Origin of the sequence: Kitasatospora sp. NPDC097643 (assembly GCF_040302625.1) — a bacterium.
Lineage (GTDB): Bacteria > Actinomycetota > Actinomycetes > Streptomycetales > Streptomycetaceae > Kitasatospora.
Genome location: NZ_JBEOSA010000132.1, coordinates 1 through 7311, shown reverse-complemented (window position 1 = coordinate 7311; position 7311 = coordinate 1). Strand labels below are relative to the sequence as shown.

The window sequence follows — 7311 nt, the reverse complement described above, 5'->3', positions numbered from 1 at the left end:
CCGCGGAGACCACCACGGTGTGGGACACCCCGGGGGTGTTGTCCACGAAATTGGTGATCAGCCAGTTCAGGTTCTGTGCGGCCTGGCTCATCTGAATCAACTCAACGCTCCTGGTGATCTGCGCCGTTGCCGTCGGTCCGGCCACCGAAACTATCGAATCCACCCTGCTGGGCACCATGCTGGAAGCCCGGCTGGCCGGTCTGCTCGGCCCCGGCCCGGCGGCCCTGCTGGATGCCGCGGCGCAGGTTCGTCAGTCGGCCGCGCACCTCCTCGGGGGCCCGGGAGACCTGGGGACCGGTCAGCGGCGAGGCCTCGGCCGTCCCGGAGACCAGGTTGGCCTGCGGGGTCCGCCGGGGGAGGCCGGACAGCGTGACACCGCTGGTCGAGGGCTCGCGGACCTGCTCGGCGCGGCGCCAGCGCTCGTCGTTGGCGGACGGGCGCCACGGGGCCTCGCCGTCGCCCGGCTGCGGCTGACCCGGCTGCGGCTGCGGCGGCTGCTGCTGGGCCTGGGGCTGCTGCTGGGCGTACTGGGCCTGGGCCTGCTGCGGGGCCTGCTGCTGGGTCCGCTGCGGCTGACCCTGCTGGAACTCCGGCGCGGAGGTGCCGGGGCGGCGCGGCTGGTACGAGCGGGAGCGCGCCTGCGGGCCCTGGGCCTCGGCCGGACGGCCCTCCTCGCGGTACCACTGCTGCTCGGCCGCACCCTCGGACGGGCCGGTCGGCAGCGCCATCGGCTCCTGGCGCGGGGCCTCCTGGCGGACCGGCTCCGGACGCGCCGGGTTCGGCACGTTCGGGGCGTTCGGCACGTTCGGCAGCACCGGCTCGACCAGGCCGAGGCCCAGCGGGTCCCGCGGGTCGATCTGGCTGGCCTCGAAGCGCGGCCGGGCGAACTGCTGGGTGCTCTCCACCGGGGCCGGCTCGGCCGCGGGCAGCGGCTGGGCCTGCTGCTGCGGCGGCAGCTGCGGCTGCTGGTTGCGCTGCGGCGCGTCCGGGCCGGGGCGCTGCGGGCGACGCGGGCCCTGCGGACCCTGACCACCGGGGCCCTGCGGGCGCTGCGGACCGCCCTGGGGACCCTGCGGACCACCCTGCGGACCGCCCTGCGGGGCCGGACGGCCCGGCTGGCGACGCTGCGGCAGCCCGTCCTGCGGACGGTTGCCGGGGCGCGCGCCCGGCTGCTGGGCACCCGGGCCGCCGGGGCGGCCGTGCTGCGGCTGCTCGCCGGTCCGGGGGCCCGGACCGCCGTCGAACTCGCCGCCGGGGCGCGGCCGCTCCTGGCCGGGGCGGCCCTGCGCGGGCTGCGGCTGGCCGGGCTGCTGACCGCGGCGGGGCAGGCCGTTGGGGCCGCCCTGCGGCGGGCCCTGCCGGCCCGGGCTGCGCTGCGGCAGGCCGCCCTGCGCGGACTGCTGCGGCTGACCCTGCTGCGGCTGACCCTGCTGGGGCTGGCGCTGCTGGGGCTGCTGACCCTGCTGGGGCTGACGCTGCTGCGGACGCTGGCCCTGCTGCGGCTGCTGGCCCGGCACGACCGGGTTCTCGCGCAGCGACTGACCGACCTGGCGGGTCGGCAAACCGCCGGCGCGGCCGCCGGGCGCACCGGGACCGGCCGGAGCCGGAGCCGCCGGGCCGCCCTGGCCGAGCTGCGGGCGGCCGCCCTGCGGCGCACCGCCGGACGGGCCCTGGCCGAGCGCGGCCGGGCCGGGCTGACCGGGCGGCATCTGGCGCTGCTGGCGCGGCGTCGGGGCGGCCCCGCGCTGCTGCTGCTTGGCCTGCGCCGGGCCGGGGCGGCCGGCGCCGCGACGGTCGGCGGAGGTGGTGACGTCGACCGGGAGCATGACCAGCGCGGTGGTGCCACCGGAGTCGCTGGGGCGCAGCTGGATGCGGATGCCGTGTCGCAGGGACAGGCGGCCGACCACGAAGAGGCCCATGCGGCGGGAGACGGAGACGTCCACCGTCGGCGGGTTGGCGAGGCGCTCGTTGATGTCGGCGAGGTCGTCGGGGCTCAGGCCGATACCGGTGTCGTGGATCTCGACCAGCACGCGGCCGTCGGGCAGCGCGTGGCCGGTGACCCGGACGCGGGTCTGCGGGCTGGAGAACGAGGTGGCGTTCTCCAGCAGCTCGGCGAGCAGGTGGACGAGGTCGTTGACGACGCGGCCGGCGACCTCGGCCGACGGCACGGTGGCGAGCTCGATGCGCTCGTACTGCTCCACCTCGGAGGCGGCGGCGCGGAGCACGTCGACCAGCGGGACGGGGCGGGTCCAGCGGCGGCCCGGGTCCTCACCGGCGAGGACGAGGAGGTTTTCGCCGTTGCGGCGCATACGGGTCGCGAGGTGGTCCAGCTTGAAGAGGTTGGCCAGCTGGTCCGGGTCCGCCTCGCGGCTCTCCAGCTCGGAGATGAGCGACAGCTGGCGCTGGATGAGGCCCTGGCTGCGGCGCGAGAGGTTGGTGAACATCGCGTTGATGTTGCCGCGGAGGAGGGCCTGTTCGGCGGCGAGGCGGACGGCCTCGCTGTGCACCATGTCGAAGGCGTGGGCCACGTGGCCGATCTCGTCGGCGGAGTCGACGGCCACCGGCTCGACGGTGACGTCGACGTCGTGCGGGTCGCTCTCGGAGAGCGTCTTGACCAGCTCGGGCAGTCGCCGCTCGGCGACGTCCTCGGCCGCGGCCTGCAGACGGGTCAGCGAGCGCACCATCGAGCGGGCGATCAGACCGGCGCCACCGAGGGCGACGAGCAGCACCAGGGCGACGGCGGCACCGATGATCAGGGCTTCGGTGTCGGCCTGGGACTGGAGGTCCTGGGCCTTGCCGTCGAGGTCCTCGATGAGCTTGGACTCGATGCGGCGCTCGGCGGTGATCTTGGCGCTGGCCTTCTCGTACCAGTCCTTGTAGGTCACCGGGTCGGTCTGGTGGATACCGCTCTGCTGGAGGATCGAGCGCGCGTAGCGGTCGGCGTCGGCGACGACGTTGTTGTAGCTCAGCTGGCCGCGCAGGTTGTCCAGGTCGTGCGCGGTGTAGATGTTGTTGAAGCTGGTGAGCGCGTTGTCGTAGGAGGCGCGCAGGCGGATACCGAAGGACTCGTCGCTCAGGCTGAGGTCGGGGCCCTTGGGGTTGGCGAGCGCGGCGCTGATCAGGGCGCGCTGCTGCGAGGTGGCGTTCTTGGCCAGCGAGAACTGCTGGAGCGCGCGGGTCGAGACGACCAGGTCCTTGTTGTTCGACGCGAGCGCGATGTCCTGGGTGATGGACAGCAGGTCGCGGATGATCACGTCGTAGGCGGTGATCGTCGACTGGATGTTCTGGTTGTTCTGGTACGGCGTGTTGCGCGCGTCCGAGATCGAGTTCAGGTCCTTGCGGATCTGGAACAGCAGGGCCTTACCGCCGGAGAGTTCGAGGTTCTCGAACTTGTCCGAGGAGGCGGTGAAGGTGCGGCTGAGGTCGTCGGTCTCCTTGCGGGCGGTGACGATGTCGTCGTCGAGCGGGTCGTTCGGGCGCGCGGTGATCGGGCCGGCGCTGATGTCCCGTTCCTTCTGCAGGGCGTCCGCGAGGTTGGTCGCCTTCTTGGCCAGGTCGGACAGGTTGGCCATCTGGGCGAGTTGCTGCGAGGCCTCCATCGAGGTCTGGATCCGCAGGCCACCGAGGACCAGGGAGACCAGGACGGGGAGGGCGAGCAGGGCGATCAGCCGGGTCCGGATTCGCCAGTTGCGCATGGCCAGGCGGCTCATGCCCTTGGCGCGGCGCCTGGTCAGGGTCGTCCGGAGCTTGTCCCGGGTGGACTTGCGGTCCTGGCCGTCGACCTCCGGACGGCCGGTGGCCTCGGGCGTCAACGGCTCGGCCGGGCCGCCGGGGGCCGCCGCCTGCTGGGGGGCTGCCACAGGCTCGCGCGACTCCGGGTTACCCGCGGCGCCGCTACCCCTTTTGAAACGTCCCTGCACTGGCGTCGCAACCTCTGGACCGGGCGTCCCGCCGCGTTGCCGCGGCCTGGACGGTGTCGAGTTTCCATCCGCACCCCGGCCGGTCCGGGAGAGCGGGTCACCGGGGTGGACTGCTCCCTACCCACGGTCCGTGGCATTCCAGCACAGCCGGGGAATCCCAACAAGGGCCGCCGGAACGGACCGCGTGGCGCTACCGACCGCGTGCGCGGTTTCACGGACTGTGCGGTAACCGGACCGGAATACCGCCTTTTTCGGACACTCGCCGGATACATGCCAAGCAGACCCTAGATCGAAAAGAGTCGCAGACCTTCCTCAATGCCCGATATGGGTGGTTTGCCGGAAAATCTGCTTGCGGCGATATGTCGGAAATCTACGATTTGCCCATGAATTTGTGAGCAAAATCACAGTCCAATGTGTAGCTTTGGTCACGGCCCCTGTGGAATGAGATCTCGTAACCTGGGCGCTATCCGGAGCACGGCCCCGATCAGCCTGCCCAGAATCCCTCCGAATCACTCGGAATCACTCAGGCCGGTGCCGATCCGTCGCGATCCGCCCCGGCCGCGACCACGAGGTGCTCTCGATGTCCAAGGCGAAGAAGGCCACCACGTCCACGCTGTCCTGCCGCTCCACGGCGAACCCGCGCCGGACCACGCTGGCCTCGGTCGAGGACTTCGGCCAGATCCCGGGCGCCCGCAAGCCCGCGGACGTCGTCACGTACGCGACCGAGCTGCCGACCAACACCGCCAACCCGCGCCGGACGATCCTGATGGTCGCTCCCGTGGTCGCCGTCCCGCAGGACTGACCCCGCCCGCGCCCCGTCAGGGCGCCGCAGCCGCCCCGGCTGTGGCGCCCTGACGCGTTTCTCCGGGCGCTCCCGGCCCGTGCTGCCAGCCGGGCCGAGCGGTCGGCGGGGGCCCCACGCGATAGCCTGGGCGACGTATTGACGGGGCCGCGCCCAGGTGGGCGGGGCGCCCACCAGCGCCCGGGCGCGCCCCGGGCGGCCGACGAAGCGAGGGGTAGCCCAGCCGTGCGCATTGCCAGGTTTTCCGTCCGGGAAGGGAGCCCTGCCGCCGGCAGCGTCTCCTTCGGCGTGGTGGAGGGCGATCCGGCCCAGCCCGAGTCGCTGGTCGTCCACGCGCTGGCCGGCCACCCGTTCGGCCAGCCCCAGCCCACCGGTGAGAGCTACCGCTTCGAGGACGTCCGGCTGCTCAGCCCGATGCTCCCCAACAAGATCGTGGCGGTCGGCCGCAACTACGCGGCGCACGCGGCCGAGCTGGGCAACGCCGTCCCGGACGTCCCGCTCACCTTCTTCAAGCCGTCCACCGCGGTGATCGGCCCGACCGAGAACATCGCGTACCCGCCGTTCTCCTCGGACGTCCAGCACGAGGCCGAACTCGCCGTGGTGATCGGCCGGATGTGCCGCGAGGTCCCGCTGGACCGGGTGCCCGAGGTGATCCTCGGCTACACCTGCGCCAACGACGTGACCGCCCGCGACGTGCAGCAGCGCGAGGGCCAGTGGGCCCGGGCCAAGGGCTTCGACACCTCCTGCCCGCTGGGCCCGTGGATCGAGACCGACCTCGACCCGGCCGACCTGGCGGTCACCTGCACGGTCAACGGCGAGCTCCGCCAGACCGGCCGCACCTCCCTGATGGTCCGCTCGGTCGCCGAGCTGATCGTCCACATCTCCGAGGCCATGACGCTGCTGCCCGGCGACGTCATCCTCACCGGCACACCCGCTGGGGTGGGCCCCCTGAACGTCGGCGACGAGGTCGCCGTCTCCATCGAAGGCATCGGCACTCTCACCAACAAGGTGATCAAGCGTGGCTAACACAAACCCGGACGTCCGGGTTCGCTTCTGTCCGTCCCCGACCGGCAACCCCCACGTGGGCCTGGTCCGCACCGCCCTGTTCAACTGGGCCTTCGCCCGCCACAACGGCGGCACGCTGGTCTTCCGGATCGAGGACACCGACTCGGCCCGCGACTCTGAGGAGTCGTACGACCAGCTGCTCGACGCCATGAAGTGGCTCGGCTTCGACTGGGACGAGGGCCCGGAGGTCGGCGGCCCGCACGCGCCGTACCGCCAGTCGCAGCGGATGGACATCTACGCCGACGTCGCCCGCCGCCTGCACGAGGCCGGTCACGCGTACCACTGCTACTGCAGCACCGAGGAGCTGGACGCCCGGCGCGAGGCCGCCCGCGCGGCCGGCAAGCCCTCCGGCTACGACGGCCACTGCCGGGACCTGACGGACGACCAGGTCGCCGTCTACAAGATGGAGAAGCGCGAGCCGATCCTGCGCTTCCGGATGCCCGACCGGACCATCTCCTTCGACGACCTGGTGCGCGGCACGCTCACCTTCGAGCCGGAGAACGTGCCGGACTACGGCATCGTCCGGGCCAACGGCGCCCCGCTGTACACCCTGGTCAACCCGGTCGACGACGCGCTGATGGGGATCACCCACGTGCTGCGCGGCGAGGACCTGCTCTCCTCCACCCCGCGCCAGATCGCGCTGTACGCGGCGCTCGCCGAGATCGGCGTCGGCAACGGCACCACCCCGCGCTTCGGCCACCTGCCGTACGTGATGGGCGAGGGCAACAAGAAGCTCTCCAAGCGCGACCCGCAGGCCTCGCTCAACCTGTACCGCGAGCGCGGCTTCATCCGTGAGGGCCTGCTCAACTACCTGTCCCTGCTGGGCTGGTCGCTCGCCGAGGACCGCGACCTGTTCTCCACGGACGAGCTGGTCGCCGCCTTCGACATCGCCAAGGTGAACTCCAACCCGGCGCGCTTCGACCTGAAGAAGTGCGAGGCGATCAACGCCGAGCACCTGCGCCGGCTGGCCCCGGAGGACTTCGTCCAGCGCCTGGTGCCGTACCTCCAGGCCCCCGGCCTGCTGCCGGCCGAGCCGACCGCCGAGCAGCTGGACCTGCTCGCCAAGGTGGCGCCGCTCACCCAGGAGCGGATGGTCGTGCTGAGCGAGATCGTCAACATGGCCGGCTTCCTGTTCGTCGAGCCGGCCGACTTCACCCTCGACCCGGACGACGCCGCCAAGGTGCTCACTGCGGACGCCCGCCCGGTGCTGGAGGCCAGCATCAAGGCGCTGGAGGAGCTGGCGGACTTCACCCCGGAGCCGATCCAGGCGGCCCTGCGCGCGGCGTTGGTGGACGGCCTGGGCATCAAGCCCAAGTTCGCGTTCACGCCGCTGCGGGTGGCCGTCACCGGCCGCCGCGTCTCGCCGCCGCTGTTCGAGTCGATGGAACTGCTCGGGCGCCCCGAGACGCTGCGCCGGCTGCGGGCCGCCCTGGACGCCGTCCCGGCTGCCTGAGCGGGTCGTTGAGCAGGCCGCGGGGCCGGGGGGGTTGCGGGGCCGCCGCGTAACCGCGCGGGCCCGGGCGG

4 protein-coding genes and 1 pseudogene are annotated in these 7311 nt (G+C 72.6%); 3 read left to right on the top strand and 2 right to left on the bottom strand.

Annotated elements, in window-relative coordinates:
* Both ABTY15_RS39240 and ABTY15_RS39235 read right to left on the bottom strand, forming a co-directional pair.
* Window positions 1–91, bottom strand: a pseudogene (locus tag ABTY15_RS39240) (roadblock/LC7 domain-containing protein); the annotation flags it as partial.
* 10 nt (window positions 92–101) lie between these two features.
* On the bottom strand, window positions 102–3860 hold the full coding sequence (locus ABTY15_RS39235; RefSeq protein WP_350607378.1) for a nitrate- and nitrite sensing domain-containing protein: 3759 nt from the start codon (window positions 3858–3860) through the stop codon (window positions 102–104).
* A gap of 640 nt (window positions 3861–4500) precedes the next feature.
* On the opposite strand from ABTY15_RS39235, the gene ABTY15_RS39230 reads away from it, so the two are divergent.
* From ABTY15_RS39230 to gltX, 3 genes are all read left to right on the top strand, one after another.
* A complete protein-coding gene (locus ABTY15_RS39230) occupies window positions 4501–4722 on the top strand; it encodes a hypothetical protein (RefSeq protein WP_350607374.1) in 222 nt (73 codons plus the stop codon).
* A 225-nt stretch (window positions 4723–4947) separates the two neighbouring features.
* Window positions 4948–5748, top strand: coding sequence for a fumarylacetoacetate hydrolase family protein (locus ABTY15_RS39225; RefSeq protein ID WP_350607370.1), 801 nt, complete (start codon window positions 4948–4950; stop codon window positions 5746–5748).
* Window positions 5741–7240: a glutamate--tRNA ligase gene (gene gltX / locus ABTY15_RS39220; RefSeq protein WP_350607365.1), complete on the top strand. Its 1500-nt coding sequence runs from the start codon at window positions 5741–5743 to the stop codon at window positions 7238–7240. Before ABTY15_RS39225 ends, gltX begins: the two co-directional genes overlap by 8 nt.
* Window positions 7241–7311: the final 71 nt, after the last annotated feature.

Coding starts and splice junctions, on each gene's coding strand:
- ABTY15_RS39230 (WP_350607374.1), top strand. CDS start 4,501: ATGTCCAAGGCGAAGAAGGCCACCACGTCCACGCTGTCCTGCCGCTCC.